This window comes from Mycobacteroides sp. CBMA 271, from assembly GCF_009729205.1.
GTDB lineage: Bacteria > Actinomycetota > Actinomycetes > Mycobacteriales > Mycobacteriaceae > Mycobacterium.
The window spans coordinates 242,180-268,211 of record NZ_VTHB01000001.1 but is presented as its reverse complement, the minus strand read 5'-3'; the positions used below and the strand labels follow the sequence as shown (position 1 = coordinate 268,211).

Annotated in this window: 26 protein-coding genes; 15 read left to right on the top strand and 11 right to left on the bottom strand. The window is 64.4% G+C overall.

Annotation, left to right across the window (positions count from 1 at the left end; genetic code table 11):
- The first annotated feature begins 4 nt into the window (after positions 1-4).
- On the top strand, positions 5-85 hold the full coding sequence (locus FZI91_RS24170) for a limonene-1,2-epoxide hydrolase family protein (protein WP_309224191.1): 81 nt from the start codon (positions 5-7) through the stop codon (positions 83-85).
- Here FZI91_RS24170 and FZI91_RS01275 read toward each other — a convergent pair.
- Positions 82-945: an SGNH/GDSL hydrolase family protein gene (locus FZI91_RS01275; protein ID WP_155936903.1), complete on the bottom strand. Its 864-nt coding sequence runs from the start codon at positions 943-945 to the stop codon at positions 82-84. The two genes, FZI91_RS24170 and FZI91_RS01275, sit on opposite strands and share 4 nt — an antisense overlap.
- A 128-nt stretch (positions 946-1,073) precedes the next feature.
- Here FZI91_RS01275 and FZI91_RS01270 point away from each other — a divergent pair, with 128 nt between their 5' ends.
- The 4 genes from FZI91_RS01270 (at position 1,074) to FZI91_RS24165 (ending at position 6,907) form a co-directional block, all read left to right on the top strand.
- Positions 1,074-2,531: an NCS2 family permease gene (locus FZI91_RS01270; protein ID WP_155936902.1), complete on the top strand. Its 1,458-nt coding sequence runs from the start codon at positions 1,074-1,076 to the stop codon at positions 2,529-2,531.
- Between the two features lie 17 nt (positions 2,532-2,548).
- Positions 2,549-3,553, top strand: a complete 1,005-nt coding sequence (locus FZI91_RS01265) for a methionine synthase (protein ID WP_155937674.1) — start codon at positions 2,549-2,551, stop codon at positions 3,551-3,553.
- The gene (gene bluB, locus FZI91_RS01260) at positions 3,553-4,176 is read left to right on the top strand and encodes a 5,6-dimethylbenzimidazole synthase (RefSeq protein WP_155936901.1); all 624 of its coding nucleotides are present in this window, start codon (positions 3,553-3,555) and stop codon (positions 4,174-4,176) included. Before FZI91_RS01265 ends, bluB begins: the two co-directional genes overlap by 1 nt.
- A gap of 241 nt (positions 4,177-4,417) precedes the next feature.
- Positions 4,418-6,907, top strand: coding sequence for an alpha/beta fold hydrolase (locus FZI91_RS24165; protein WP_155936900.1), 2,490 nt, complete (start codon positions 4,418-4,420; stop codon positions 6,905-6,907).
- 15 nt (positions 6,908-6,922) lie between these two features.
- On the opposite strand, the gene FZI91_RS01250 is transcribed toward FZI91_RS24165, so the two are convergent.
- The 5 genes from FZI91_RS01250 to FZI91_RS01230 form a co-directional block, all read right to left on the bottom strand.
- The gene (locus FZI91_RS01250; protein ID WP_155936899.1) at positions 6,923-7,744 is read right to left on the bottom strand and encodes a crotonase/enoyl-CoA hydratase family protein; all 822 of its coding nucleotides are present in this window, start codon (positions 7,742-7,744) and stop codon (positions 6,923-6,925) included.
- A 17-nt stretch (positions 7,745-7,761) separates the two neighbouring features.
- On the bottom strand, positions 7,762-8,442 hold the full coding sequence (locus tag FZI91_RS01245) for a hypothetical protein (RefSeq protein ID WP_155936898.1): 681 nt from the start codon (positions 8,440-8,442) through the stop codon (positions 7,762-7,764).
- A 5-nt stretch (positions 8,443-8,447) separates the two neighbouring features.
- A complete protein-coding gene (locus tag FZI91_RS01240; protein WP_162526602.1) occupies positions 8,448-9,299 on the bottom strand; it encodes a hypothetical protein in 852 nt (283 codons plus the stop codon).
- Positions 9,300-9,400: 101 nt separating this feature from the next.
- Positions 9,401-10,111 carry a hypothetical protein gene (locus FZI91_RS01235; RefSeq protein WP_309224188.1) on the bottom strand — a complete coding sequence of 237 codons (711 nt, stop codon included), beginning with the start codon at positions 10,109-10,111 and terminating at the stop codon, positions 9,401-9,403.
- Positions 10,112-10,274: 163 nt separating this feature from the next.
- Positions 10,275-10,673 (bottom strand): MmcQ/YjbR family DNA-binding protein, encoded by a 399-nt coding sequence (locus tag FZI91_RS01230; RefSeq protein ID WP_155937673.1) that lies wholly within the window; start codon positions 10,671-10,673, stop codon positions 10,275-10,277.
- Positions 10,674-10,776: 103 nt separating this feature from the next.
- Between FZI91_RS01230 and ligA the strand changes: the two genes are divergently transcribed.
- Genes ligA through FZI91_RS01215 form a run of 3 tightly spaced genes read left to right on the top strand, consistent with a single transcriptional unit; the run spans position 10,777 to position 14,271 of the window.
- Positions 10,777-12,822, top strand: a complete 2,046-nt coding sequence (gene ligA / locus FZI91_RS01225; protein WP_162526603.1) for an NAD-dependent DNA ligase LigA — start codon at positions 10,777-10,779, stop codon at positions 12,820-12,822.
- Positions 12,823-12,831: 9 nt separating this feature from the next.
- Positions 12,832-13,353 (top strand): VanZ family protein, encoded by a 522-nt coding sequence (locus tag FZI91_RS01220; RefSeq protein WP_155936897.1) that lies wholly within the window; start codon positions 12,832-12,834, stop codon positions 13,351-13,353.
- Between the two features lie 9 nt (positions 13,354-13,362).
- Positions 13,363-14,271, top strand: coding sequence for a hypothetical protein (locus tag FZI91_RS01215; RefSeq protein ID WP_155936896.1), 909 nt, complete (start codon positions 13,363-13,365; stop codon positions 14,269-14,271).
- Here FZI91_RS01215 and FZI91_RS01210 read toward each other — a convergent pair.
- The 3 genes from FZI91_RS01210 to FZI91_RS01200 all read right to left on the bottom strand — a co-directional run bounded on the left by FZI91_RS01210 (position 14,268) and on the right by FZI91_RS01200 (position 17,399).
- Entirely contained in the window at positions 14,268-16,076 is a 1,809-nt protein-coding gene (locus FZI91_RS01210) for a glycosyltransferase family 39 protein (RefSeq protein WP_155937672.1), read from the bottom strand. The two genes, FZI91_RS01215 and FZI91_RS01210, sit on opposite strands and share 4 nt — an antisense overlap.
- Before the next feature lie 122 nt (positions 16,077-16,198).
- The gene (locus FZI91_RS23875; protein WP_243733932.1) at positions 16,199-16,711 is read right to left on the bottom strand and encodes a hypothetical protein; all 513 of its coding nucleotides are present in this window, start codon (positions 16,709-16,711) and stop codon (positions 16,199-16,201) included.
- Positions 16,712-16,733: 22 nt separating this feature from the next.
- On the bottom strand, positions 16,734-17,399 hold the full coding sequence (locus FZI91_RS01200; RefSeq protein WP_162526604.1) for an amino acid-binding protein: 666 nt from the start codon (positions 17,397-17,399) through the stop codon (positions 16,734-16,736).
- 43 nt (positions 17,400-17,442) lie between these two features.
- Here FZI91_RS01200 and gatC point away from each other — a divergent pair, with 43 nt between their 5' ends.
- From gatC to FZI91_RS01170, 6 genes are all read left to right on the top strand, one after another.
- The gene (gene gatC / locus FZI91_RS01195) at positions 17,443-17,751 is read left to right on the top strand and encodes an Asp-tRNA(Asn)/Glu-tRNA(Gln) amidotransferase subunit GatC (RefSeq protein ID WP_162526605.1); all 309 of its coding nucleotides are present in this window, start codon (positions 17,443-17,445) and stop codon (positions 17,749-17,751) included.
- The gene (gatA, locus tag FZI91_RS01190) at positions 17,748-19,229 is read left to right on the top strand and encodes an Asp-tRNA(Asn)/Glu-tRNA(Gln) amidotransferase subunit GatA (RefSeq protein ID WP_162526606.1); all 1,482 of its coding nucleotides are present in this window, start codon (positions 17,748-17,750) and stop codon (positions 19,227-19,229) included. The genes gatC and gatA overlap by 4 nt, the downstream gene beginning before the upstream one ends.
- Before the next feature lie 67 nt (positions 19,230-19,296).
- Positions 19,297-19,551 (top strand): hypothetical protein, encoded by a 255-nt coding sequence (locus tag FZI91_RS01185; RefSeq protein ID WP_155936895.1) that lies wholly within the window; start codon positions 19,297-19,299, stop codon positions 19,549-19,551.
- A gap of 293 nt (positions 19,552-19,844) precedes the next feature.
- Entirely contained in the window at positions 19,845-21,341 is a 1,497-nt protein-coding gene (locus FZI91_RS01180; protein ID WP_162526607.1) for a carboxylesterase/lipase family protein, read from the top strand.
- Positions 21,342-21,378: 37 nt separating this feature from the next.
- A complete protein-coding gene (locus FZI91_RS01175; RefSeq protein ID WP_155936893.1) occupies positions 21,379-22,410 on the top strand; it encodes an ATP-dependent 6-phosphofructokinase in 1,032 nt (343 codons plus the stop codon).
- Positions 22,411-22,490: 80 nt separating this feature from the next.
- Positions 22,491-22,859 (top strand): MmpS family transport accessory protein, encoded by a 369-nt coding sequence (locus FZI91_RS01170; RefSeq protein ID WP_155936892.1) that lies wholly within the window; start codon positions 22,491-22,493, stop codon positions 22,857-22,859.
- A 1-nt stretch (position 22,860) separates the two neighbouring features.
- Here FZI91_RS01170 and FZI91_RS01165 read toward each other — a convergent pair whose 3' ends face one another.
- Positions 22,861-23,244 carry a hypothetical protein gene (locus FZI91_RS01165; RefSeq protein ID WP_203448875.1) on the bottom strand — a complete coding sequence of 128 codons (384 nt, stop codon included), beginning with the start codon at positions 23,242-23,244 and terminating at the stop codon, positions 22,861-22,863.
- Positions 23,245-23,302: 58 nt separating this feature from the next.
- Here FZI91_RS01165 and gatB point away from each other — a divergent pair, with 58 nt between their 5' ends.
- Entirely contained in the window at positions 23,303-24,802 is a 1,500-nt protein-coding gene (gene gatB, locus FZI91_RS01160; protein ID WP_155936890.1) for an Asp-tRNA(Asn)/Glu-tRNA(Gln) amidotransferase subunit GatB, read from the top strand.
- Here gatB and FZI91_RS01155 read toward each other — a convergent pair whose 3' ends face one another.
- Positions 24,803-25,996, bottom strand: a complete 1,194-nt coding sequence (locus tag FZI91_RS01155) for a sorbosone dehydrogenase family protein (RefSeq protein ID WP_155936889.1) — start codon at positions 25,994-25,996, stop codon at positions 24,803-24,805. It abuts the gene before it with no gap.
- Positions 25,997-26,032 lie beyond the last annotated feature (36 nt).

The window sequence follows — 26,032 nt, the reverse complement described above, 5'->3', positions numbered from 1 at the left end:
CGAGATCGTCGACGGCAAGATTCGTGCGTGGCGTGACTACTTCGACATGAACCAGATGACGAAGGCGTTCTCGGTGTCCGCCTAGACCCCGGCGGAGCGCATGGCAATCGCGACCCGCTCGGCCACGTACTGACGTCCCGGCGCGGTCGGATGCATCGGAATGCCCTCATCGCCGGCTCCGGTACCGGTCATCGACACGTACCGCTGAAAGTCGGCCGCACACACGCTGTGGTCGCTGCTGGTATCCGGGATGACCGGGGTGAATCCCGCTCTGTTGGATTCGGAGATGATGGTGCTGTTCAGCTGGCGCTGCAGGCCGTTGAGGAAGGTGATCGTTTCCTGGCTGTTGATCAACCCCACCAAACATCCGGTTGCGTTGGCCGGCAGGATCGGCAGATAGCCGACGGTGAACACGCGCGCATTGGGTGCCGCCTGGCGGATCGCCGCATATGCGCCGGTCAGCTTCGCGCCCACCGAGGCCACATTGGCGCTGAATTGCGCCTTCTTCTCCGGCGGGCAGCTCAGCGCGAACAGGCAGTCGGTCGCCATCTGTTCGAATCCAGCGTCGTTACCGCCGATGGACACGACCGCCACCTTGGTGGCGGGGGACAGACCCGCGGTCTGCGGACCGCGGGTAGACGGCGTGAAGACGTCAGTGGAGAGCGCGCCCACGCACGAGTAGTCGGCGAACGTCATCTGCGGGAACGAGGAGGCCACCAGGTGTGCGACGTCGTCGGTGGCTTGATTACACGCGGTGCCGACGGGCCCCGTGATGCCGGCGGCCGTTGACCCAGCGGCCATGAATGAATCTCCGATGGCGACCAGCTGCGCACCCGAGCTCGGTTCGGCGGACGCCATCGCCGAGCCGACCACTGCGGCCGTCGCCATCGTGGCGAGGCCGACGACCGTCGCTAGTGCCTTCGTGGCGGTCGCAAAGACCTGCATGTGATCCTCTTCTCCCCGGTCGCCGTGATGAGGCTTGATCAATGGTACTGAACGGCGTATCGCTGTTTGCCCACGTTGCCGTTACGGCGGCGCGCGACCGGCGTTCAGGGCCTGTACGTTCAACGGCTATGAATGGCCTCCTGGAGCGGATGTTCCGGATCTCCGAGCGGCAGTCGACGCTGGGGCAGGAGGTTCGCGGCGGGATCGTCACGTTCTTCGCGATGGCCTACATCGTGGTGCTCAATCCGCTCATCATCGGTGGGGAGCCAGGACGGACGCACAACGCAGACGTGTTGGGCCACGTGCTGCCGGTGGGGCAGGTAGCGGCGGTTACCGCCCTGGCCGCCGGGGTGATGTCGATCCTGTTCGGACTGATCGCGAATTATCCGTTCGCGCTCGCCGCGGGTCTGGGCATCAACAGTCTGCTCGCGGTGTCGTTCGCGTCCCAGATGAGCTGGCCCGAGGCCATGGGATTGGTGATCGTCGACGGTCTGATCATCGTGGCGCTGGGTATCTCGGGGTTCCGCACGGCGGTGTTCCATGCCATTCCCGACGAGCTAAAAGCGGCGATCGCCGCGGGCATCGGCTGCTTCATCGCGTTCATCGGCTTCGTCGACGCCGGGTTCGTGCGGCGGATCCCCGACGCCGCGAACACCACGGTGCCGGTGGGGTTGGGCATCGACAATTCGGTGGCCACCATTCCGACGTTGATTTTCGCGACCGGCGTGCTGCTGATGGGAATCCTGGTGGTGCGCAAGGTTCGTGGCGGACTGCTTATCGGAATTGTCGTGATGACTGGGATTTCCATGATCGCGCAGGCGCTGACCGAACGTGGCGCGCAACCCGTCGATACCAAGGGATGGAATCTCACTGTGCCCGACTGGCCGTCGTCGGCGGGGGGACTGCCGGATCTGAGCCTGCTCGGGCAGGTGGATCTGTTCGGCGCGTTCACCCGGGTGGGTGTGCTCTCGGCGACGGTCCTGGTGTTTGCGTTGGTGCTGTCGAACTTCTTCGACGCGATGGGGACCATGACCGGTCTGGGTAAGGAGGCCGGTCTGGCCGACGCACACGGCACGCTGCCGGGCATCGGCCGAGCACTGACGGTGGAAGGAGTCGGCGCAATCGTCGGCGGTGCGTCGTCATCCTCCTCTAACACGGTGTTCGTCGAGTCGGCCTCGGGTATCGCCGAGGGTGCTCGCACCGGACTGGCCAATGTGGTCACCGGTGTGCTGTTCCTGGCGGCCATGTTCTTCACCCCGCTGTGTTCGGTGGTCCCGCTGGAGGCCGCGGCGCCGGCGCTGGTGGTGGTGGGCGCCATGATGATCGGCCAGCTCCGCAGCATCGATCTGACCCGGTTCGACTACGCGTTGCCCAGCTTCCTGACGGTGGTGACCATGCCGTTTACCTACTCGATCGCCAATGGCATCGGTGTTGGATTCATCAGCTGGGTGGTTTTGGCGATCGCATCGGGGGAGCGCGGGGCGCGACTTCGTTCCGTGCATCCGCTGCTGTATGTGGTGGCGGCACTGTTCGTCCTCTACTTCGCCAAGGGGCCGATCGAAGATCTGCTGGCACACACCGCCTAACGTTCTTGTTCGTGAGCATGTGGTCTAAAGGAACGGGCGTCGGGTCGTGGCCGGGCGTGCAGGTGCGTGCCGCGACCGAGATTGTGGCTGCGGAGCTTCCACTGCCGCATATCGTCGAATTGCCCGCGCGCGGGGTGGGCGCCGATCTGATCGGGCGGGCCGCTGCGTTGCTGATTGATATCGCCGTCGACGTGGCACCCACCGGATACCGGACCACAGCCCGTCCCGGCATGGTGGTCCGGCGGGCACGCGGATTCCTGGACGAGGACATTGATGCTCTCGAAGAAGAATGGGAACGCGGCGGGCATCGAGGCAGCGATCGCACGGTGAAGGTGCAGGGCCCCGGCCCGATAACGCTTGCGGCACAGCTGGAACTGCCCAACGGCCATCGCGCAATCACCGACCCCGGCGCGGTGCGGGACCTGGCGTCCTCATTGGCCGAGGGCCTCGCCCTGCATCGGGCCACGCTGTCTCGCCGGCTAGGCGTTCCCGTGGTGGTGCAGCTCGATGAACCGTCCCTGCCCGCCGCGCTGGACGGCAGGCTGTCCGGAACCAGCATGTTCTCACCGGTACACCCGGTCGACATCGCTACGGCCATCAGCCTTCTGGATCTCTGTGCCGCCGCGGTGGGCGGTGAACTGCTGGTGCATTGCTGCGCCGCCGATCTGCCCTGGGAAGTGTTGCGCAGGGCCAACATCAGCGGGATTGCGGTGGATGCCGAGTACCTGACAGACGCGCAGGCCCTTGACGGTTTGGCCTCGGTGTTGGATACCGGTAAGGCCGCGGTGCTCGGGATGATTCCCGCTACCGCACCGTCCGTGCCGATGTCTGCCGATGTGCTGGCGACCCGGACCGCCGGACTTGCCGACAAGCTCGGCTTTTCGCGCGCGGTGCTGCGCGAGAAGATCGGCGTCAGCGCCGGGTGTGGGCTCGCCGGGGCAACTCCCGAATGGGCGCGTACGGCAACCGAATTGACGCGCAAGGTCAGCGACCTCATCGATGCTGACGCGGATGCGCTGTGATGGATATCTACGAGGCCATTGCCACCCGCCGAGATGTGCGCGCCGAGTTCACCGGGCAGGTGGTCGACGACACGACGTTGATGAAGCTGCTACAGGCCGCGCATCGCGCGCCCAGCGTCGGGAACAGTCAGCCCTGGGACTTCGTGGTGGTGCGCGAGACTCAAACTCTGGATCGCTTCGCGACACATGTCTCCGAGCAGCGCCAAAGATTCGCCGACAGCCTCCCGGTGGAGCGCCGAAACACTTTCGACCCCATCAAGATTGAAGGCATTCGCGAGAGCGGCACCGGTGTGGTGGTCACCTACGATCACGGGCGGGGTGGCCCGCATATTCTGGGCCGGCACACCGTCGCCGACGCGGGCCTGTTCTCGGCGGTGCTGGCGATCCAGAACCTGTGGCTCGCCGCGGTCGCCGAGGGGATCGGTGTCGGCTGGGTGTCCTTCTACGAGGAGCAGTTCCTCGCCGAATTGATCGACGCGCCAACGTATATCCGGCCGATCGCCTGGCTGTGCGTTGGGCCGGTGCGTGAATTCGCCGAGCGGCCCGATCTGGAGCGGTTCGGCTGGCGCAGCGGGCGCCCCCTGGAGGACGCCGTGCATTGGGGCCGTTACCGGGAGATTTAGCGTTCATTAGTGGCCGCGCGTGTCAACGGCTAAATAATGTGTTTGTTCCGAGATTTGGTAAGTACGCATCCATGAATGCCTGGCCAATTCTGTGAATTTGTCGCCAATTCGCTGTGGGAATTCTTCACGCGCTCTCCATGGCGGTGTGCATCGATAAAATTCCGTAAGACTATTTATTCTCCTTGGATGTTTGGAATATCTGTGGGAATCGTGTAAGTTTCGTGCCGAGTGCAGCGGCCCAGTGCCATTAAGTACGGGCCGTCTTTTATTAATAGAAACGGCGGCTCTGAATCGTTTCCGAAAGATGAATTCGGAGAAACTCAGAGATGTCTTCACTGGCGAATGCAAGAAGGGTTTCCTCATGCTGGTTCGTGCGCTGATATTGCGGATGTGGGCGGTATTGGTCTTCGTCGCGGCCCTCGGGTTCTTCGGAGTCGGTATTGCGGAGGCAAGCCCGGAAGGCGGTAGCGATCATGGCTCGAATAAGTCTTCTGATCCCGGTGGAAGCCATGCAGCAGCGGAATCTCGTAGAAGCACTGAGAATGCGGGTGCGTCGGGTGTAGGCCACGCCCATTCTTCTGGTGTGTCGTCTTCGAATAGTGGTCAGAGTGGCGATAAAGATGGAAATCGCCAAGCGAGCGGTGTGCGAGGTGCTGATTTACCTGGTTCATCGGCGCGGGCACGGTCCGGTGAGACGAAGAAGGACATCGGTTTAAATGCCGCGCAAAAGCCCCCAACGGTGAAATCCAGTCAAGCTCCGGACAAGTCAGGTCAACCATCGGAACAGGTCAAATCGACGACTACTGATGCTTTACCGGTTGCTGTGCCGTCGAAGGGTGTAAAGGGTACGGCAACATCTGGTATTGGAGACGGCTCAGCTAAGGCGCATGGTGGCCAGGCAGAGATCAATAGGCGGGCTGACCTCGCGCCGAGTGGAACGAATGCACGGCAACAGTCGATCTCGGTCAAGGATCAACCGAAAAGTACGCTGTCGGCCCAGGTAAACACATCGTTGGAACCGGCCCACAGCGATGTTTCTGCGACTGCCGTGGCAACGCTCGCCGGCCCGCCGACACACGCCATCCCGGCCGCGCCTCCGGCTAGCATCCTAAACACCCCGAAGGCAGCGGTTGTCCTGCACGGTCAACCTATCGCGCCTGTCGCGCCGGCTGTTCCTGCTGCCCCGTTGAGTCCGCTGGTTCCTGCGGTCCCGGTCGCTCCGGCAGCGCCGGCAAGCGTATCTGAAGCAACGGCGCGCGCTGAGTACGGCGGCCGTCGTTCCAGTCAGATCGGGGCTGGACAGCTTCCGAAGGATCCGCCGCAGGTCGGAGTGTCTGAGATTCCGTTGGGCGCGGCCACAACGAAAAGCGGGGCGGCCAGTGTCGTCGCCACGCCCACTGCCTTGCGAACACGGAGTCTGGTCGCGTCGTCCGTGGCAAGTCAATCAAGTACTGCCAGTGCAGCGGGCACGGCTGGGGTGGTTGGTACGCATGTGTCTGGTGGCACCGTCGGTATCGGCTACGTAACCAATCAGGCGATAAACGCTGTTGAAGCGGCTGCCAGGCAGTTAGTCTCGGGACCCGCGATGGCCTTGGCTCAAATGGTTGGGGGCCCTGTCGGTAATGCTGCCACTCAATTCAGCAAGGGGGCAGTCGCATTTGTGGCCGAAGTTGCGCAGTTCTCTAGGCAAATGGCTGGACTTGCATTTGATGCGGGTGCGATAGCTGCCTCGGCTGTGAGCAATGTGGCGAGCAACGTGGAGGCGGCATTTGGTCCCAACGCATTCTGGGGGGTACCTGCATCGATAGCCGCTGCGGTCGCTGACACATCAGCAAACATTAGTAAAATGTTGACCGATACGCCCCTTAATGCCGCCAGCCAGGGACGCTTCGCAGTGCATTATGGGGTGTATGACGCGTTGTCCTATCTCAATCCGGCTCAGGTTCCCGCAGGAGCCAATGATCCGTCCATCACTGTTACCGCAGAGCACCCGCTCCCGGTTATCTTGGTGAATGGAACTATCGAGACTCAGGGGTTCAACTGGAGTGTTGGAGCACCGGCGCTGGCCAACGCGGGATACAAGGTTTACACCTTTAACTACGGAAACACGACTGGCATTGCGGCCAATCCATTCCAAGCCATCGGCGATGTTCGGCAGTCCGCGCAGGAACTCTCCGCTGAGATCGATAAGGTCCTTGCTGAGACTGGCGCGCCAAAGGTGATCCTGGTCGGACATTCCCAAGGAGGCGGCCTCCTCCCGGAGTACTACATGAATCAGATGGGTGGCGCAGACAAGGTGTCACAGCTCATTGGTATCGCGCCCAGTAACCACGGAACCGACCTCGATGGCATCGTCTACCTACGGTCGATACCGATCGTTGGGCCCTTGGTTTATGACACCATCGCGGCCGTCGCTCCGGCCGCTATTCAACAGGCATTTACCTCGCCTTTCCAGAAGGTTGTCTATGGAAATGGAGATACGCAGCCCGGAGTGCAGTACACCACGATTGCGTCGACAAACGACGAGGTAGTCACGCCATACACACAGCAAGCGCTAAACGGCCCCGATGTCACCAACATCGTTATACAGAACCAAGATCCAGGATTCGCTGGCGGGCATATGAACTTGTTGACCAGCCCGCAGCTGTGGGATGACGTACTGACTGCCCTGGCGAACAACCCCGAGGCTAACCCGTCTCCAAACGCAGCTGCACCAACCGCTGCCGCTTGAGTTCTGGGGTCAGGCCTAGCGCCCCTTGAACTTAGGGGCGCGCTTCTCGAAGACGGCGCCGATGGCCTCCTGTAGGTCCTCCGACGGCAGGAACGCGGCATTCCACGTCGAGACGTACTTCAGTCCGTCGGCAACGACACTCTCGCGTTCGCGGCCCAGCACGTCCTTGACGCCCTGCACCACGAGTGGGGGGTTGTCGGCGATCTCGGCGGCGGTGGCGTGTGCGGCCGCCAGGGTCGCTTCGGGGGTATCGAATACGTCGTTAACGAGTCCGATCTTCTCGGCCCGCGCGGCGTCGATGTCCTTGCCGGTGAACGCCAGTTCACGCAGGTGGCCCTCGCCGATGATGGGTGGAAGTCGGTGCAGCGAACCGATATCCGCGACGATAGCGACCTTGGCCTCCCGAACGCTGAACTTCGCGTCGGCGCTGGCGTAGCGGATGTCGACGGCGGCGATGAGGTCCACACCGCCGCCGATGCACCAGCCTTGCACCGCGGCGATCACCGGCTTGCGGCAATCGGCGACGGCGGTCACCGAGGCCTGCAGCCTGCGTACCTCGTAGAGGAAGTCGGTGCGCGGCTTGGCCAGCGCTTTATCTGCCATTAGCGGCATGAAGGTACCGGCCATGGCTGGCAGGTCCAATCCGTAGCTGAAGTTGGAGCCGGCGGCCGCCAGCACGATCGCCCGCACCTCCGGGTCGGCGTCGAGCTCGGCGAAGATCAACGGCAGTTCCCGCCAGAAGTCGGGTCCCATCGCATTGCCCTTGCCGGGGCCGATGAGGGTGACCTGGGCGATCTGCCCGGTGGTTTCGACGGTGAAGGCCTTCCAATCACTCATGACCAGAGCCTACGGGCTCATCCCGGCAACAAGCCCTTGCGGTCCTCGCGGAGCTGTTTGATCACCGACGGCCATGACATCGCCCAGGACTGCACGTCATCGCCGGATTGGCTGGTCATGAATCCCCGAATGATTCCGACGAGCACGGTGCGGTCGCCGATGTGCGTGTACACCGGGCCTCCGGAATCGCCCTTGGCGATCACCGGACCGTTAAATCTGAACCAGCCGTTGCCAAGTCGTGTCACCGATCCGCACTCGTCACCGGTGGTGACGCCGGTGCGGCAGACCGGCATCCCGATATCGGGGATCACCGTGTCGTCACGCTCGAGCCGTTGACCGTTGGCCAGGACGTCGTTGAGGGGCAGGCCGTCGTCGATCGCGATGGCCTCGTAGTCGATGGTGTATTCGTCCTCGTACACCGGGCCTTCGGGGGGCCGGTTGTCGTGGGCCAAAATCTTGTGGCCGACCGCGGCGCCCTCGCCGTTGCGGACGACGCCGTCGCCGTTGAAGCAGTGCCCGGCGGTGATGCCCACCCGGAGCCGGGGATCGATGTAGCCGAGGGTGCAGCTGAGCGTGCCCTGGTAGATGAGCATGCCGGGATACACCAGCGGTGGGTCGGCCTGTGCCGGTGCCGGATTCACGGCGGGGAGCACGCACAGCACGGCAATAACGGTCGTTATCCAGAGAAACGGGCGCATAGTGGCTAGGGGACAACCATTCTCGCGGGACCGGAGGGACGGTCATCAGAGGGTGCCGGCGGAAGGACCATCGACGGTGCCGCGGGATTGATCGCCACCGGGCTGGCGACCTCGGGGGGGCGCCGGGTGGCCGCGATGTCATCTCGGATCTGCTGCTGCACCGTCGGCCAGGACAGTGCCACGGTGGACTCGCGGCGGGTCTGGTTGGCGGTGAAACGGGCGCTGACGATGCCGACGATGGCGGCGTTGCCGGGCGAGGTGACGGTGTACACGGCGCTACCCGAGTCCCCGTGGTCGACGGGGAGGCCGCTCACCAGGAACCAGCCGTTGCCTATTCCGTCAATCGAACCGCACGCCTCGCCGGTGGTGATGCCGATTCGGCACACCGGCAGGCCGTCCCGGGGAACAATCGTGGGGTCGACCCCGAGTCGCAGCCCGTTGGGCAGCACGTTGTTGATCGGCACACCCTCGTCGAACGCGATGCCTTCGTAGTCGATCCGATAGTCGTCACGAGCCAGTGGGCCCTCGGGCTTGATATTGGACTGGGCCACGGCGAGCTGGCCGATGCGGACCCCGTCGCTGGTGAACACCGGCCCGTTGCCGCCGCAGTGCCCCGCGGTGACGCCGACGCGCGCTGCGGGATCCACGAAGCCGAGTGTGCAGCTCAGCGATTCCCTGCCCGGTGGGCGCTGGATGATTTCCATGCCCGGGTAGATCAACGGATCAGCATGTGCCGCAATCGGGTTCACAAGGCCGAGGCCGGTCAGTAGGCCGACCGGCAAGGCGAGCGCGGCAACCTGTGCCGTCACGCGTCTCCACCGGCGGGTACGTCGAGCGTTGTCGCCGACAGTGGTCACGCCGTAGCTCTCCGTCTGCCACGTTCACCGTCAACTGGGCCCCGACCAGCGCGAGGAGAGCACGCGGCACGACTCTCCGTGTCGCTACGAGCCTATGCGAATCAGGCGTCCAATGCTGGCACTAATGCCTCGGATAGGGCCGGATCGCCTGGTGGCAGGGGTGGAGCGGCGCTTGGCGCGGGGGTATTGGGAGCCTGATTCGGCTTCTTTTCGATGTCTACGCGCAGTTGATCGACCACGGTTGACCACGAGATTCCCGTGGTCCGGACCACGCCGGTCTTCACGTCCTGAGTGGTCCCGCGAGCGATTCCCACGATGGCTCCGTGCCCTGGGGAGGTGATCGAGTAGACGGCGCTGCCGGAGTCGCCGTGATCGGCGGGCATGCCGTCGATCTCGAACCAGCCGTTGTAGACGTCGGTCACGGTCCCGCAGGCCTCGCCGGTGGTGACGCCGTTCCGGCATACCGGGAGACCTGGATGCGGCTGGATTCCACCGCGCTCAAGCCGAATCCCGTTGGGGAGCACGTCGTTGATCCCTACGTCGTCACGGAACTTGATGGCCTCGTAGTCGATCATGTACTTGGAGCTGTCGATTCGGTCGCCGTCCTGCATGTTCGAGGACGCGATGATGAGGACGCCGATGACGTTGCCCGCCGAGTCATACACCGGTCCATCGCTATCCATGGCGCAGTGCCCCGCGGTGACGCCGAGGCGTGCCTCTGGATCGACGAATCCCAGCGTGCAGCTCTGAGTCCCCTGAATGATTTCCATCCCGGGGAAGACGAGTGGTGCGGCGAGGGCGGGGGCCGCCATGGCAATCGCGGCGGCTGATAAGACTGCTGTCGTACCTGCAACAGCGAGGCTGCGTAGCAACTTAGCAACTATCAATTTACGGCCCAACTCGCCTCTCACCTGGATAGATGAATTCTGAGGCAAAGTTTGAAACAGGGACGCCGCTTTGTCAATGCGGGCCGGTCTAGGAGTCCAGCAGTGTGATCAGCCGCTTCGTGGCGATCAGTCGGTAGGAGGCGTCGAGGAGTTCGGCGACCTCGTCCCAGTCCACCTCGGCGGCGTCGAAGTCCAGGCCGAGCCAGCCGAAGGGGCCCATGTAGGCCGGGTAGAAGAACCGTTCGTCCTGCAGCAGTGCCTGACGCTCGGAATCGTCCACCTTGATGAGCACCGAATAGGGGTAGGCAATCATGTCGCCCTTCGTGGCACCCTTTGCGTTCCCGCCGAACATCGCGAAGATCTTGCCGGCCTTGGCGGTGCCCGCCTTAAACACGGGACGGCCCCAGGAGATCTGTTCGGCCGCTTCGGGTAGAGCGAGCGCCAGCTTGCGCAGTTCTGCCAGTCCCGGATCACTCTCGGAAAACATCACGGGGTGGCCGATGAGCCGCTTGCGCGAAGAGGAACTGGCAGAGCCCATGGGCACAGCTTAGGGTTCCGGAGCTGTCGGGTGGGTGGGTTAGCCTGCCGATGTGGATCCTGACGTGCAGCGCCAATGGCGTGAGCTTGCCGACGAGGTGCGTGGTCACCAGTTTCGCTACTACGTCAAGGACGCCCCGGTCATCTCCGATGGCCAGTTCGATGAGCTCCTCAAGCAGCTGACGGCGCTCGAAGAGCAGTACCCGGAACTGCGGACCCCGGATTCGCCGACGCAGCTCGTGGGTGGCGCGGGCTTTGTCACCGAGTTTCGGTCGGCCGATCACCTTGAGCGAATGCTCAGCCTGGACAATGCATTCAGCTCCGACGAGCTGACGGCCTGGGATGCCCGGGTCCGCGGCGATATCGGTGCGGACCCGGAGTACCTGTGCGAGCTGAAGATCGACGGGGTGGCGCTAGCGCTGATCTACGAGAACGGGGTGCTGGTCCGCGGGGCCACCCGCGGCGACGGGCGCAGTGGCGAGGACGTGACCCTGAACGCGCGGACCATCGAAGATGTGCCGGAAAGACTCACGGCGTCAAAGAAGTACCCGATACCGAGCCTGCTGGAGGTCCGCGGTGAGGTGTTCTTCCGGCTGGAGGATTTCGAGGCCCTGAATGCTGCGCTGGTAGAGGAGAGCAAGCCGCCATTCGCCAACCCCCGCAACAGCGCCGCGGGCAGCCTTCGACAGAAGAATCCGGCCATCACGGCCAGACGTCGGCTGCGGATGATCTGTCACGGGCTCGGTCGAGTCGAAGGTTTCGCGCCGGAGAGCTTGCATGACGCCTATTTGGCGTTGGGGCAGTGGGGATTACCAGTCTCCACCCACACCACGAAGGTGCGGGGCATCGCAGAGGTTCAGGAACGCGTCAACTACTGGGCTGAGCATCGTCACGACGTAGAACATGAGATCGACGGTCTGGTCGTCAAGGTCGACACCGTGGCGCTGCAGCGTCGCCTGGGCAGCACCTCGCGGGCACCTCGCTGGGCCATCGCCTACAAGTACCCGCCCGAGGAGGCGACCACCGAGCTGCTCGACATCCGGGTGAGCGTGGGCCGCACCGGGCGGGTCACCCCGTTCGCGTACATGACTCCGGTGAAAGTGGCCGGATCCACGGTGTCCCTGGCGACGCTGCACAACGCGTCCGAGGTCAAGCGCAAGGGTGTGTTCATCGGCGACACTGTCGTGATCCGCAAGGCCGGCGATGTGATCCCCGAGGTGCTGGGTCCGGTCGCCGAGTTGCGAGACGGATCCGAGCGCGAATTCATCATGCCCACAACATGTCCCGAATGTGGCACCACCCTGGCTCACGCGAAGGAGGGGGACGTCGACATTCGGTGCCCGAACTCGCGCAGCTGCCCGGCGCAACTGCGTGAGCGGGTTTTCCATGTGTCCGGGCGCGGGGCGTTCGATATCGAGGTACTGGGCTACGAGGCGGCGATTGCGCTGCTCGCGGCCGGGGTCATTGAGGACGAGGGCGATCTGTTCTCGCTGACCGATGATGCGCTGCTGCGCACCGACCTGTTCAAGACCAAGGACGGTGCGCTGTCCGCCAACGGAGTCCGCCTGCTGGATAACCTGGACAAGGCGAAGCAGCAGCCGCTCTGGCGGGTATTGGTGGCGCTGTCAATCCGCCATGTCGGACCTACCGCGGCACGGGCGTTGGCCACCGAATTCGGCGAACTGCGGGCCATTGAGGAGGCGTCCGTCGAGCAGCTTGCGGCGGTCGAAGGGGTGGGCGCCACCATCGCTGCGGCAGTGGTGGATTGGTTCACCGTCGACTGGCATCGCGCCATCGTGGACAAGTGGCGCGCCGCCGGAGTGCGGATGGCCGATGAGCGCGACGAATCTATACCGCGCAACCTGGACGGGTTGTCGATTGTGGTGACCGGTTCGCTGCCCGGCTTTTCGCGGGATGAGGCCAAGGAGGCCATCATCGCGCGCGGTGGCAAGTCTGCGAGCTCGGTATCCAAGAAGACGGCGTTTGTCGTCGCGGGCGATTCGCCGGGGTCCAAGTACGACAAGGCCGTTGAGCTCGGCCTCACGATCCTCGACGAGGACGGCTTTCGCGCACTGCTGGCCGACGGACCGCCCGCGTAGCGCCGACCGATGTGGGGGACGTGGGAGCGTTGGGGTTCCGTGTGGATCGGTGCGGCGGCAACGATTCCCGTCGTGGTTCTGCTCGTGGTGGCATGTGCGTTGTGGCGCACACGATCCGGGTGGGAACGGCGGTGGGCATGGGTATCGAGCGCGACCGAGATCGGTGCGGTGGCCGGGACGGTGCCATGGGTGTGGATGATTCTGACGCCCGCCGGAGGGACGCGAAGCGTGCAGTGGATGCCGTTCGCCGACCTGGCTGCGCTGCGTACGGCGGATGTGGCCACCGTCGTGGAGCAGGTGGGCGGCAATCTGCTGGTGTTCGCGGCTGCTGGTTTCTTCTTGCCCATCCGGTTCCGGATCGGCTTGTGGGCGGTCGTCGGGCTTGCTGCATGTAGTTCGGTCCTCGTCGAGGTGCTGCAGTTCATTCTCGATATTGGTCGGGTGTCCTCGGTCGATGATGTGCTGCTCAACGCGGCGGGAGCAGGGTTGGCGGCACTGTGTTCTAGGCCGTGGTGGCGCTGCCGTTGGTAGCCTGGCGCCATGAATACGGGGGTGGAGTCGCTGGGGTGGCCGTCGGTATGGCCGCGCAAATCGGCCGCGGTGTGGGCCGTCAGAGTCATCTTGGGATTGCTTCTGCTTGCTGAAGTTGCGATGGTCGTGGCGGTGCCGATTGCGTTCAATAGCTTCGGCAAGCTCGGCATGGGCCTGATGGTGGCCGGGTCGTCATTCGTGTTGGTCCCGGTATTCGTGATGCAGTTGTTCTTGCTGCGGACACGGTTCCGGAAACTCCCGAGGACATTGCGAGCGGATGGCGACCGCATTTTCCTACCCGACATCAGCGAGATTGTGGGTGTCATGGCGATAGCGATCATGGCTATCGTGTTCGTCCCGTACGTCTCCATACAGACCACCCAAAGCGCGGATGTGGCCAACGAATTCCCGCTGCTGTGGGTGATGCTGGTGACGGAGTGGGTGCTGGTCGGCTTCTTGGTGATTTTCCTCGGGTGCCTTGTCTGGAACCTGCGGACCGTGCGTCCAGGTCTGGAGATCACTGCCACGGGCGTGCGGCGCCAAACCTTGTTGACCGAACGCAGCATTGCCTGGGATCAGCTCTTCAGGGTTGATCCCGAGCAGGGCGTGCGGTTCGCGACCTGGCTGGTGGGATCCGCGCGTTTCCAGATGCGCCGCACCGGCCTGTTCTCCTCACAGCCACGCGAAAGGGCATGGGCCGAACCGCTTATCGCTGCCAAGTATCGGATCGACCCACCGCTGCTGCTGGCGATCTTGCGGTACTACCACCTGCATCCTGAGCATCGCGGTGAGCTCGAATCCGCGGGTGCCCGAGACCGGATACGTCGCGTCGACTTCCCCGGGATCGACCTGTCGCTCGATCCGGGCGTTCCGCGATCCGTGGCACAGCGGTACTCCCTGCGGGGCCCCGGCTCCTAGGCCTTCGGCGGCGCGGACAGGTCAAACACCCGCAGGTCTCCGTAATCCGTTGACGCGTAGTGGTGTTCAACCCACTGCTGGATCTCGTCGGCCACCCGCTTGGTGTCGGTATCCTTCTGCGGCTGTTCCTTCTGCTTGTCCTTATCCTTGACCGATTCGGCGTAGAACTGGACGGTGCCATCGCGCGTGTAGTCGATGAACTGTTGCAGGGTGATGGGGTTGTCACGCCCGGAGAATCCGCCGATCGCCATCACCGGCGCGTTGGTTTCCAGCTGAATGGGTGCTGCGGTGCGGGTGTTGGTGGTCGCCACCGGCCACCTGGCGTCGGAATCCTTGATCAGCGACGCCAGTGCCGGATCGAGCGGTTTCGGTTCCCGGCCGCCGAACTTGTCGTCGTCGGGTACGGCCGGGCCCGAGGTGGACAGGCCGCCGACCTTGGGCGTGGTGACGTTCGCAACGGTGAAGGCGATCGAACCGCCCAGCGAAACGGCAAGTGCCAGTGTGGCGATGCCAACCCGCAGCCGTTCGGAGCGCTGCAACCCGCCGAGGGCCAACGCCAGCGCAGCGGTGATTCCTCCGATGAGCAGCACCCAGCGCAGCCACGGCAGCCACGTCGGATCGCGCCGCAGGAGCACCCATCCCATGACCGCCGCGGCCAGCGTGATCGCTGCCAGTCCATACCGCGCGATGGTTTCGGATCGCTTCTGCCACAAGATGACCGCACCGACCGCGACCGTACCCGCGATACCGGGTGCCATGGCTGAGGTGTAGTACGGATGGAACTGCTGCTTCATGTACGCCAGGATCACGTACGTCGAGACCAGCCAGCCACCCCACAGGATCAGTGCCACCCCAGCGGGATTGGCGATCAGTGCCCGATACCGTGCCACCAGGCCCGCCGTGTTCGCGCGGCTCGCGACGACGAGTCCCAACATTAGCGCGATGAGCGCCGCCGGAATGAGCCATGCCACGTGGAAGGCCTGGTCATCCTCGAAGATGCGAAACAGGCCGGGAGTGCCCGAGAAGCTGGGTCCTTCAAACTCTCGGGGCATGCCGGAGTCCTTGCCTAGCAGCCGATCCAATCCGTTGTATCCGATCGCCAGCGTCCACTCGCTGTTGTCCGTCGAGTTGTCGACGTACGGTCGGCTGGCGGCGGGAGTCAGGGCGACCGCCAGCATCCACCAGCCGGAGGACACGATGAGTGCCGCGGTGGCCGCCAACAGGTGCGCCAGCTTGGTCCTCCAACCGAACTTGGCCGCGACCACGAACACCAATAACAGCGCCGGAGCGACCAGCAGCGCCTCCAACGTCTTGCACAGGAATGCGAATCCGATACCGGTACCGGCCAGCGCCATCCAGCCCGCCGCTGCGCGTGCCCGTTCGGTATCGACCGCGCGGGTGATGAAGTAGGCGGCAACCACCATGCCGAACACCATGGGGGCGTCGGGATTTGAGTGGCGGAACATCACTGAAACAACCGGAATCAATGCGAACACGGCGGCGGCAAGGAGCCCGGCCGCCGGTCCGGCGAGACGCCGCACAGAGGCGCGGATCAGTAGTGCGCTCAGTATCGCCAGTACTGCCTGCGGGATCAGCATGCTCGCGCTGGAGAAGCCAAAGATCCTGGCGGACAGGCCCATCAGCCACAGGCCACCGGCGGGTTTGTCGACCGTCACATAGTTTTGCGGATCGAAGCTGCCGAAGAACCATGCCTTCCAACTTTGGCTACCGGACTGCACGGCCGCCGCGTAGAAGGCATTGGACCAGCCGTTCTGGCTGATATTCCATAGGTAGACGACCGTCATGACGGCGATGAGCGCGGCAAGAGCCAACTGCTCGCGGCGCGGGTAGACCCAACTTCTCAATTCAGGCACGCCGGCGAGTGTGCCTGGTGAAACCGGCAATTCGCTGTGAGGCCGCTGCGAAGTCAGAAGACGAATGAACCCGACGGCTGCAACACGAATCCGCGCTTGTGGGCGATTCTCTCGACGCAGGCAACGACGGGTCCCCGCCCCACGGCGCAGGTGATGTTTCCGTAGGACAGTTTGTGGCCAGGGCTGAGGATCTTCCAGTTGGGCCTTGCGTCTTCGCAGGCACCTTGGGTGTGGCTTATGCCAAAGGAATTGACGCTACCGATGTCGCATGGACCGGAACCTCTCGCCGGAACGTTCTGCAGGCCAGGAAGCGGGCCGTCACAGAAGGCGAACTGGTTGTCCTCGTTCGGCGTTTCCGGGGCGCCGAAACCGCAGTTGATCCCTTCTTCCGTCGAGAAGCTCACGGTGGGTGCGCTCCGAGGCCATTTCTGGATGTACGCCTGCGCGGGGACGTCTGCGAATGTGTTGAGGTCGGGAAAACCCGCGGGCTCGGCGGTCGCGACATTGGGTGGCAGGACTACGAGTGCGCTCAATGCAATCGACACACAGGCAACCTGCAGTCGCATGAGTCCTCCCCGGTATGCGTGGTTATCGCACCAGGGTAGCAACAATCCCGGCCAGATAGCCCAGACGTGCCACCTCCGACGGGCGGAACTCCGGGCCGCCGGGGCGGCCCAATACCACCGCGGTGTCACCCGCACCCAGCGGCGCAGCAGCCAAGGTGGTGTCCATGTCCTTCCAGAGCTGCGGCACCCATTCGGCCGCGGTGTCCAGAACCTGCGCGCGCTCCAGCGGTAGCCAGGGGGCCGAGGTGGCCTGGGTTTCCGGGGCTCCCGCGCTTCCGGCCACCCGGGTGAAGCCACCGCTGTCCTGCCGAACCACCGTGCACCAGTTGGCGCGCAGTACATGGGGGGCTTCCTCGGCGAGCACCGCAAGGCGAGTCGATGCTGACGCGACGGCCACTTTGTCGATGAGCTCGAGCTCGCGGTGGGCCTCCAGCAGGCCGGTATGGGGACGAATGGAATGCACGTGCACTCCGCTCAACGCCTCCGCGGCGGTGAGCAACGCGTCGGGCAGCGCTCCCGGCGCGAGGTCGATGACCAGATCGTCGATGGCGTAGCCCGGGCCACGCTCGACAACGTCGAGGGACAGGATGTCGGCGCCCACCGTGCCGAGCGCGACAGCGACCGACCCCAGACTCCCGGGGCGGTCAGCGAGCTGTAGGCGCAACAGGTAAGACGGCACGTCGAACACTGTGGCACAGACCGCTGCGCGCCGCCCTCTAGGCTATCTAGCCGTGAGCTCCATATCCCGTGACGAAGTGGCGCACCTCGCCAAGCTGGCTCGCCTCGCACTGACCGACGCTGAGCTGGATGGGCTCGCCGGTCAGCTCGATGCGATCCTTGGCCACGTCAGCCAGATCAGCGAGGTTTCCACCGATGAACTCGACGAAGTCGAGGCCACCAGCTCACCGCTGGATGCGGTAAATATCACCCGGCCGGACGTGATCGCCGACTGCCTTACTCCTGAGGAGGCGCTCGCGGCGGCTCCGCGGGTGGCCGAGGGACGTTTTGCAGTGCCGCAGATCCTGGGAGAAGAACAGTGACGGATCTCATCAAGCAGGACGCCGCCGCGCTGGCGACGTTGATTCATTCGCGCGAGGTGTCCTCGGTCGAGGTGACGCGCGCCCACCTGGACCAGATCGCCAGCACCGACGAGACCTACCGCGCCTTCCTCCACGTGGCGGGGGAGCAGGCGCTTGCCGCCGCTGCCTCCACCGATGACGCCATCGCACGCGGTGACCAGCCGTCGTCTGCGCTCGCCGGTGTGCCGCTGGCACTCAAGGACGTCTTCACCACCCGGGACATGCCAACCACCTGTGGGTCGAAGATTCTCGAGAACTGGGTGCCGCCGTATGACGCGACCGTGACCGCGCGGCTGCGCGCGGCCGGAATCCCGATCCTGGGCAAGACGAACATGGACGAGTTCGCGATGGGCTCGTCCACCGAGAACTCCGCCTACGGACCTACCCGCAATCCCTGGGATATCGAACGGGTGCCGGGTGGTTCCGGTGGCGGTAGCGCGGCCGCGCTCGCCGCCTTCCAGGCGCCGCTGGCAATCGGAACCGACACCGGCGGCTCTATCCGACAGCCCGCCGCGCTCACCGCAACCGTCGGCGTCAAGCCCACCTACGGAACGGTGTCCCGTTACGGTCTGGTCGCCTGCGCTTCCTCCCTGGATCAGGGCGGACCGTGTGCGCGCACGGTTTTGGACACCGCATTGCTGCACCAGGTGATCGCTGGACACGACCCGCGCGACTCCACCTCGGTGGACGAGCCGGTGCCCGATGTGGTGGCCGCCGCCCGGGCCGGTGCCACCGGTGACCTCAAGGGTGTTCGCGTCGGGGTGGTCTCGCAGTTGCGTGGCGACGGGTATCAGCCGGGCGTCATGGCCTCGTTCAACGCCGCGGTCGAACAGCTCACCGCGCTCGGCGCCGACGTGGTGGAGGTGTCTTGCCCCCACTTCGAATTCGCCCTCCCGGCCTATTACCTGATCCTGCCGTCGGAGGTGTCCTCCAACCTGGCTCGCTTCGATGCCATGCGATATGGCATGCGGGTCGGCGACGACGGAACGCACAGCGCCGAGGAAGTCATGGCCCTGACTCGGGCCGCCGGTTTTGGTCCAGAGGTCAAGCGGCGCATCATGATCGGTACCTATGCGCTGTCGGCTGGGTACTACGACGCGTACTACGGACGGGCGCAGAAGGTGCGCACCTTGATCAAGCGTGATCTGGAGCGGGTCTACGAGCAGGTGGATGTGCTGGTTACTCCGGCCACGCCCGCGACCGCATTCCGGTTGGGGGAGAAGGTCGATGATCCGCTGGCCATGTACCAGTTCGATCTGTGCACCTTGCCGCTGAACCTGGCGGGACACTGCGGAATGTCGGTGCCCTCAGGGCTTTCGGCCGATGACGGGCTGCCGGTGGGTCTGCAGATCATGGCTCCCGCACTGGCCGACGATCGGCTGTATCGGGTGGGTGCGGCCTACGAGGTGGCGCGCGGCGCGCTACCGTCCGCGCTCTAGGGGATTCACAGCCAACTATTACCTACGGGGCAGTGGGGCGGCGGTAACGGCTGTCATATTTGCATATATGCATATGAAAACTGGATGTGGGGCCGTGGTGATCGCCGCCGGTGCCGCGGCGGCGATAGCGGGTGTGGCGATTTCACAGCCCGTCCCGGCCGCGCAGCAGGTAACGATCCAATGCTCGGTGCAGACCGACACCACGTGCGATTATTCCGGCGATCCGCATCTGACCGCGCGACCGAACCCCGACAATGTGGTGCCGCGGGCGACTATTCCGCAGACGAAAACCCGTCCCAGCACAGTCGTGGCGCGACCGTGACGTGCATGCAGGTGGCGTCGGGCAGGTTAGCCGTTGTCGTTGCGTGCGCGGTGATTCTGGCCGGTGTTGTGTTGACCATTCGCACCGCCGCTGCCGAGGTGGTGCTACAGAAACCTGCGGGTTGCGAGAATTCGATGGAGCCCGGCTGTCTGCCTCCCGATGAACATCACTTGTCATCGACGCCTGATCCCCGGAATGCTCCGCCGCCTGCCACCGTCGTGACGACCAGGCCTGGACCCACGTCGGTGCGCCCCGGACGCTGACTACTCGCCGGGCGGGCTAGGTTGGCATCCGTGGCAGTGGGGCCGAACCGAGTAAAAGTCAACAGTGGCGTCGTCGAAGGATTTGTCCGGCGCGGTATGCGTCGTTTTCGGGGAATTCCGTACGCCGAACCGCCTGTCGGGCCGCTGCGGCTCCGGGCGCCGCGTCCGGTGCAGCCGTGGCAGGGCGTGCGTACGTGTCGCAGGTTCGGCGCGGCCCCGATTCAGCCCAAGGTGTTCACGCCGCAGAAGATGCGCAGCGAGGATTGTTTGACACTCAATGTGGTTGCGCCGCAAGAGCTGCCCGACGGCCCGCTGCCGGTGATGTTCTACATCTACGGCGGCGGCTACTTCCTTGGCAGTTCTAGCAGCCCACCGTACGAAGGATCGATCCTGGCACGTCGGGGCTGCGTCTACGTGTCGGCGAACTATCGCGTGGGTGCATTGGGTGCCTTCGATCTGTCGTCGTTGTCCGATGGCGATCACGTCATTGAAAGCAACCTGTACCTGCGTGATCTCGTGCTGGCATTGCAGTGGGTTCGCGACAACATCGGTGCCTTCGGCGGCGATCCGGACAACGTCACCATCTTCGGCGAGAGTGCGGGCGCCAGCGGCGTCGAGACGCTGATGGCCACCCCGGCCGCCGCGGGTCTGTTCCATCGCGCGATCATCCAAAGCACCGCCAGCGGCCTCGCCGCCACCGCCGATTCCATCGCGCATGACGCCGGGCGATTCGCTGAACTCCTCGGCGCCACCCCCGACAATGCGGCTGCCACCGTCATGAATGCCTCGCCGAGGCAGCTCCTGCGTGCGCAACACAAGTTGATCGCCGAAGGTGGATTCCCGTTCGGGCCCTCGGTCGATGGTGATTACCTACCGAGGTCCCCCGTGGAAGCCATCGAACGCGGTGAAGCACAAAGAGTTCCACTGATCATCGGCAGTAATGCCGACGAGGCGCGACTGTTTACGAAGGCGATCAAGGTGATGCCGCTATCCGAGGCCGAGCAGCTGGAGATTCTCGCGCGCGGAGGCGATGGGTATCAGGAACGGATCGTCGCCGTCTACCCGGGATTTCCCTCGAAGGACGCACGATTGCTGCTGGCGGGAGACATGTTCTTCACATCCTCGGTGTGGCGGATCGCCCAGGCGCATCAACAATTCGCGCCGGTCTACGTCTACCAATTCGATTACGCGCCTTGGACGGTGCGCGCCGTCGGCTTGAAGGGATCGCACGCCACCGAGCTGCCTGCGGTGTTCGGCAACTACCGCGGACCTGCCGGAGCGCTACTGGCCGGCAGCATCACCCATCGGGATGCCTCGCGGGTGGTCGATGATGTGCAACAGCGCTGGGTAGCGTTCGCGCGGAACGGAATTCCGGACGGCGATTGGCCGCAGTATTGCGGGCCGGACTGGCCGGTCATCGTCTTCGACCGCGAGCCGCGCGTCGTGGACAATCTCGGCGCTGACCGTCGTGAAGCGTGGGCGGGGTTCACGCTAAGTGCGCCGGGCCGGCCGCGGAAGGCCTCGTAGCGCTGCCATCCGACGGGCTCGCGGGCATGATGGGGCTATGCGAATCGGAGTGCTCACCGGCGGGGGAGACTGCCCCGGCCTGAATGCCGTCATCCGCGCGGTGGTTCGGACCTGTGCCAACCGCTACGACTCGCAGGTCGTCGGTTTCCAGGACGGTTGGCGGGGTCTGTTGGAGAACCGGCGCATCCAGCTGGCCAACGACGACCGCAACGATCGGCTGCTCACCAAGGGTGGCACCGTGCTGGGCACCGCGCGCACCAATCCAGACGTGTTGCGCGCCGGGCTGAGTCAGATCAAGCAGACCCTCGACGACAACGGAATCGACGTGCTTATCCCGATCGGCGGGGAGGGCACGCTTACGGCCGCCAGTTGGCTTGCCGACGAGAACGTGCCGGTGGTGGGCGTGCCCAAGACAATCGACAACGATATCGATTGCACCGACGTCACTTTCGGGTTCGACACCGCGTTGACCATCGCCACCGAGGCCATCGACCGGCTACACAGCACGGCCGAATCCCACCAGCGCGTCATGCTGGTCGAGGTGATGGGCAGGCACGCGGGATGGATCGCCCTGCACTCCGGGCTGGCCTCGGGCGCGCATATGACGCTGATCCCGGAGGTGCCGTATGACGTGGACGAGGTGTGTCGCCTGATCAAAGGTCGTTTCCAGCGTGGGGATTCGCATTTCATCTGTGTTGTCGCCGAGGGCGCCAAACCTGCCGAGGGATCGATGGAGTTGCGCGACGGGGGAATTGACGAGTTCGGGCATCAGCGATTCACCGGGGTGGCCCAGCAGTTGGGGGTGGAGATCGAGAAGCGCATCAACAAAGAGGTGCGCACCACCGTGCTTGGGCACGTGCAGCGCGGCGGCACCCCAACGGCGTTCGACAGGGTGCTCGCGACCCGATTCGGGGTGAACGCCGCCGACGCCGCACACGCCGGGGAGTACGGGGTGATGGTGTCGCTGCGAGGGCAGGGCATCGGGCGGGTACCGCTGTCGGAGGCGACCCGGCAGCTCAAAGTGGTCCCCAAGAATCGCTACGAGGACGCCGCCGCGTTCTTTGGCTGAAATTCCCCGTTGACCACCGCAAATGGTGGTCTAATTCACGCGTGAAATCGTCAATTGTGCGTTTAATTGGGAGGGTGACGATGGGGGCCGCGCTGTGCGTCGGTCTGCAGTTGTTGGCACCGGGCACCGCCTTCGCTGCCACGTCTATCGAGTTCGAGCTGTCCGGCACGTTCGGTGAGGGCGTGATGGTGAGCTATAACGGGCCAGACGGTAGTTTCCCGGTCGACACGGTGGGTCTGCCGTGGTCCACGGCATTCGACTACGACGGAGACGCGCAATCATTGGTGTTCTCCGGTTCGCACCCGGGCGGCGACGCAGGCTCGGTGACATGCCGAGTGAAGGTCAACGGCCGGGTGGCGGTGTCTCGTACTAACAACTCACCGAAAATCGCCGGAACCGGCGCCGTATGCCACCTGCTTCGTAGCGGCTCGACGTACGTGGGCAACTAGGTCAGATCCACCGCTCGACGGCGGCCACCGTGTCGGTGGGCACGGTGTTGAAGCAGATCTTCGCCTGAGACGCGTGCGTGTGCACCACGTTGAGAACGATCTCGAAGAGCTCAAGGTTCGACGGCATGGCACGTATCCCCGCGCCGATGACGACGCAATCCCACTGCCGCGCGTCCAGAGCCCTCTTCAGCTGTGCGGTGACCTCGTCGGGCGTGAGGCCGATCAGGCACAGTTCGGCCGTGTAGCCCTCGGCATTCAGGATGTCTGCCGACTGCTCCAGTCCCGCTTGAATGCCGTCCGCGGTCAGGCCCGTGCTGGCGAACTCGGGATTGCTGAAATCGATCAAGTACGGATCGATCCCGATGACCACCACACTGCCGCTCACAAGATCACGGTACCCAGCACGTGTCACCTGCTCGCGGCGGGTGTCTACGATTCGTACCATGACTGGACTGCTGGACTACGACGATGTGCTGACCCGTTACGAGCCGGTGCTCGGCATGGAGGTCCACGTCGAGCTGTCCACGGCCACCAAGATGTTCTGCGGCTGCCCCACCACCTTCGGCGCGGAGCCCAACACCCAGATCTGCCCCGTCTGCCTGGGCCTGCCGGGCTCGCTGCCGGTCGTGAACGAGATCGCCATCGAGTCGGCCATCCGGATCGGGCTGGCGCTGAATTGCGAGATCGCCCCGTGGGGCCGGTTCGCTCGCAAGAACTACTTTTACCCGGACCAGCCGAAGAACTACCAGATCTCTCAGTACGACGAGCCGATCGCGTTCAACGGCTACCTCGACATTCCGCTCGACGACGGCACCACCTTCCGGGTGCAGATCGAGCGTGCCCACATGGAGGAAGACACCGGCAAGCTGACGCATATCGGCAGTGAGACGGGTCGCATCTCCGGGGCCACCGAATCGCTGCTCGACTACAACCGGGCCGGCGTGCCCCTTGTCGAGATTGTCACCAAACCCATTGAAAACACGGGGGAGCGGGCCCCGGAGATCGCTCGTGCCTATGTGACGGCTTTGCGAGACCTGTTGCGGGCCTTGGATGTTTCCGATGTTCGTATGGACCACGGGTCCATGCGATGCGATGCGAATGTGTCGCTCATGCCCGCCGGGGCCGAGGAGTTCGGTACCCGTACCGAGACCAAGAACGTCAACTCGCTCAAGAGCGTCGAGGTGGCGGTGCGCTACGAAATGCGGCGCCAGGGAGCGGTTCTCGACGCAGGCGACACCGTCATCCAGGAGACGCGCCACTTCCTGGAGCAGGACGGCAGCACCAGTGCCGGCCGTCGCAAGGAGACCGCGGAGGACTACCGATACTTCCCCGAGCCCGATCTGGAACCCGTCGCACCTAGCGCTGAGCTCGTTGAAAGGCTGCGCGGCACCCTTCCGGAGCTGCCGTGGTTGCGCCTGGGCCGCATTCAGCAGGACTGGGGCGTCTCCGACGAGGTGATGCGCGACCTGGTGAACAACGGCGCCGTCGAACTGGTGCAGGCCACCGTCGCCGAGGGAGCCAGCAGCGAGGAGGCGCGCTCATGGTGGGGAAATTACTTGGTGCAGCAAGCCAATACGCGTGAGGTCGCGCTTGCCGATCTACCTATCACGCCGGCGCAGGTGGCGGCCGTGGTCGCGTTGATCAAGGACGGCAAGCTGTCCAACAAGCTGGCGCGGCAGGTGGTCGACGGGGTACTCGCCGGCGAGGGTGAGCCCGAGCAGGTGATGACCGCCCGCGGACTGGTCGTGGTGCGCGACGATTCGGTGATCCAGGCCGCCGTAGATGAGGCATTAGCCGCCAACCCCGATGTGGCGCAAAAGATCCGCGACGGCAAGGTGGCGGCCGCCGGTGCCATCGTGGGTGCCGTGATGAAGGCCACCAAAGGTCAGGCCGACGCGGCGCTGGTCAAGGACCTGGTGCTCAAGGCCTGCGGCCAGGGCTAGCTAGTCCAGGTCGTCGTTAGCGCGGGGGAATCCGCCGCCCTTCGGGAACAGCGGGAACACCACGTCCTCGGTCGCGGTCGCCGTACCGAAGTCCTTGTTGATGGAGCCTCCCCAGACGTTGCCGTCGGCGGAGAGCTTCAGCGCCCGCACGTGACCGTGCTGCTCCTTTTGGCGGAGCACCTCGGGATCGCCGGTGACGGCACCGGTTTCGGGGTTCTGGCGGACCACCACGGTGGTCTGGTTGAACACCAGGTTGACCATCACCGAGCTGTCCAGCGCGGCGCATCCGGCCACGCCCGGCTTGTCCGGCCAGGTCCACACCGTCGAGATCTTGCCGTCCTTGGTGAGCTTTTGCAGCCGGTCGCCGCCGGGGGAGCGATCGGTGACGTAGAGCGCGCCGTTGGCGGCGTCCACGCACATGGCGCCGCCGTCACCGATGCCGCTCATCGCCGTCGTCGGCGCGGCCTGGTCCACGGTGGTGGGCTGTTCGATACGGATCACCTTGCCGGCCAAAGAATTCGGGTCGTTGGCCGCCCCAGGATTCCCGCCGGTGCCGGTCTGTACCACCAGGGTGGTGGGGCTGGTGAAGGCCAGTGACCCGGCATTACCGTTAGGACCCTTAGGAATTCCGGTGAGGATGGGCTTGGGAACGTCGCCGTCGGCGACGCGGATTACCCGGTTGTCGGTGGGTGTGCTGATGTAGGCGTACATCAGCCGGTCCTGTTGGTAGGAGGGGGAGAGCACGATATCGGAGAGTCCGCCGTCTCCGGACGGGTCGACGGGGATGACCGTCTTCACCTTCGGCTCGGCGCTCGTCGCGATCTCTTTGATGGCACCGGTCGCGCGCTCGGCGACCAACGCGGTCTTGCCATCGCTGCCCATGATGAGCCCGCTGGTCGCCTCCAGGCATCCCTGCATCACGCCGTCGGCGGGGCACTGCTTGGGAAACGGCTTACCGGGTAGCGGCGCCGGCGGGGTGGTGGTGGTCTGTGCAATGCCGCGCTTGGGAACCTCGGTAAACGGCTGATCCTGGGTGGGATCGAACCGCACGCAGCCCGAGAGCAGCGTCGCCGCTGAGGCCAACGCCACCATTGAACCGACAACAAGTCTTTTCCCCGATGGCTCATTGGTCGGTCCCGTCGTGGGATTTGTCCGGATGTCGCCGGCTCTGCGGCTCCGGGAGCGAATGAGCATGCCCGCAAGATTACGGACCTTACGGCGTTGCTCGCC

What these genes read in the sequence shown, in the direction of transcription:
- FZI91_RS01275 (WP_155936903.1), bottom strand. Translation starts at nt 945, where the DNA reads ATGCAGGTCTTTGCGACCGCCACGAAGGCACTAGCGACGGTCGTCGGC.
- FZI91_RS01270 (WP_155936902.1), top strand. Translation starts at nt 1,074, where the DNA reads ATGAATGGCCTCCTGGAGCGGATGTTCCGGATCTCCGAGCGGCAGTCG.
- FZI91_RS01265 (WP_155937674.1), top strand. Translation starts at nt 2,549, where the DNA reads ATGTGGTCTAAAGGAACGGGCGTCGGGTCGTGGCCGGGCGTGCAGGTG.
- bluB (WP_155936901.1), top strand. Translation starts at nt 3,553, where the DNA reads ATGGATATCTACGAGGCCATTGCCACCCGCCGAGATGTGCGCGCCGAG.
- FZI91_RS01250 (WP_155936899.1), bottom strand. Translation starts at nt 7,744, where the DNA reads ATGAGTGATTGGAAGGCCTTCACCGTCGAAACCACCGGGCAGATCGCC.
- FZI91_RS01245 (WP_155936898.1), bottom strand. Translation starts at nt 8,442, where the DNA reads ATGCGCCCGTTTCTCTGGATAACGACCGTTATTGCCGTGCTGTGCGTG.
- FZI91_RS01235 (WP_309224188.1), bottom strand. Translation starts at nt 10,111, where the DNA reads ATGGCGGCCCCCGCCCTCGCCGCACCACTCGTCTTCCCCGGGATGGAA.
- FZI91_RS01230 (WP_155937673.1), bottom strand. Translation starts at nt 10,673, where the DNA reads ATGTTTTCCGAGAGTGATCCGGGACTGGCAGAACTGCGCAAGCTGGCG.
- FZI91_RS01220 (WP_155936897.1), top strand. Translation starts at nt 12,832, where the DNA reads ATGTGGGGGACGTGGGAGCGTTGGGGTTCCGTGTGGATCGGTGCGGCG.
- FZI91_RS01215 (WP_155936896.1), top strand. Translation starts at nt 13,363, where the DNA reads ATGAATACGGGGGTGGAGTCGCTGGGGTGGCCGTCGGTATGGCCGCGC.
- FZI91_RS01210 (WP_155937672.1), bottom strand. Translation starts at nt 16,076, where the DNA reads ATGACGGTCGTCTACCTATGGAATATCAGCCAGAACGGCTGGTCCAAT.
- FZI91_RS23875 (WP_243733932.1), bottom strand. Translation starts at nt 16,711, where the DNA reads ATGCGACTGCAGGTTGCCTGTGTGTCGATTGCATTGAGCGCACTCGTA.
- FZI91_RS01185 (WP_155936895.1), top strand. Translation starts at nt 19,297, where the DNA reads ATGCATATGAAAACTGGATGTGGGGCCGTGGTGATCGCCGCCGGTGCC.
- FZI91_RS01175 (WP_155936893.1), top strand. Translation starts at nt 21,379, where the DNA reads ATGCGAATCGGAGTGCTCACCGGCGGGGGAGACTGCCCCGGCCTGAAT.
- FZI91_RS01170 (WP_155936892.1), top strand. Translation starts at nt 22,491, where the DNA reads ATGGGGGCCGCGCTGTGCGTCGGTCTGCAGTTGTTGGCACCGGGCACC.
- gatB (WP_155936890.1), top strand. Translation starts at nt 23,303, where the DNA reads ATGACTGGACTGCTGGACTACGACGATGTGCTGACCCGTTACGAGCCG.
- FZI91_RS01155 (WP_155936889.1), bottom strand. Translation starts at nt 25,996, where the DNA reads ATGCTCATTCGCTCCCGGAGCCGCAGAGCCGGCGACATCCGGACAAAT.